This window comes from Massilia glaciei (genome assembly GCF_003011895.2).
Lineage (GTDB): Bacteria > Pseudomonadota > Gammaproteobacteria > Burkholderiales > Burkholderiaceae_D > Telluria_A > Telluria_A glaciei.
In genome coordinates, this window is record NZ_PXWF02000131.1 from 1 (window position 1) to 959 (window position 959).

Below are 959 nucleotides of genomic sequence, written 5' to 3' on the forward strand. Positions count from 1 at the left end.
TGGCGCAGGTGTTTTCGAACCTGCTCGTGAACGCATCCAAGTTCACCCAGGACGGCGGTCAGATCGTGGTCAGCTCGTGGGCCGAAGGGGACACGATCAAAGTTGCCGTGGCCGACAATGGCGCAGGCATCGCCGCCGAAGACCTGCCCAACATTTTCGGCTTGTTCACCCAAGGGCCGCGGGCGGACTGGGCATCGGCTTGAACGTGGTGCGCAACGTCGTGCAATTGCACGGAGGAACGATTCAAGCGTCGAGCCCCGGCTTGGGGCGCGGTAGTGTTTTCACTCTGACCCTGCCGTTGCCCGCCCAAGTCGCGCCCCCGGAGGCTTTGCCTGCCGCGCACGCGGCCGCTCTGCGCCGTCATCGGATACTTTTGGTCGAAGACAATCGCGACGCGAGCGATTTGCTGTGCATGTACCTGCGCTCGGAGGGGTACACGGTTTCGGCCGCGTTCGATGGTCCAACGGGCTTGGCAATGGCGGGCGCCCAACACTTCGATGTGCTCGTTTGCGACATCGGGCTGCCGGGGCTCAATGGCTACAGTTTGATGCGTAAACTAAAAGAAACGCTGGGAGCAAGCACGCCATTCGCCATCGCCGCATCCGGCTATGGACAGCAAGAAGACCGGGTTATGGCGACGGCGGCCGGTTTCGACCAGTATCTGGTCAAACCAATTGACGTCAATGCGATCCTGCATTTGCTCGAGTCTGTTCCAGAGCACGTTTAACCAACACGCGGCGCGGCGATTCGCCCGCTTTTCAATAGCGATTGCTCGTCCACCGATACTCATGCTCGGGACCGATACCGGCAATATTATCCAACTCCCGATTTGAGGCGAGTCGTCGAGCACGGTAAAACCAAATGGGCGCGCGGCATTGAAATTATCGCCAGCCAGTTGGCCTATAATCGAAACGTCGCCCATCCAACACTAGGGAGAAACCCAATCCACCGGACTTAAG

At 59.3% G+C, this 959-nt stretch carries 1 protein-coding gene and 1 pseudogene; both read left to right on the forward strand.

What is annotated here, in order from left to right; all coding sequences use genetic code 11:
* Nucleotides 1-65 precede the first annotated feature (65 nt).
* A pseudogene (locus tag C7C56_RS09655) lies at nucleotides 66-244 on the forward strand (sensor histidine kinase); the annotation flags it as partial.
* Nucleotides 221-727 carry a response regulator gene (locus tag C7C56_RS30295; protein ID WP_370660193.1) on the forward strand — a complete coding sequence of 169 codons (507 nt, stop codon included), beginning with the start codon at nucleotides 221-223 and terminating at the stop codon, nucleotides 725-727. The pseudogene C7C56_RS09655 and the gene C7C56_RS30295, both read left to right, overlap by 24 nt.
* Nucleotides 728-959 lie beyond the last annotated feature (232 nt).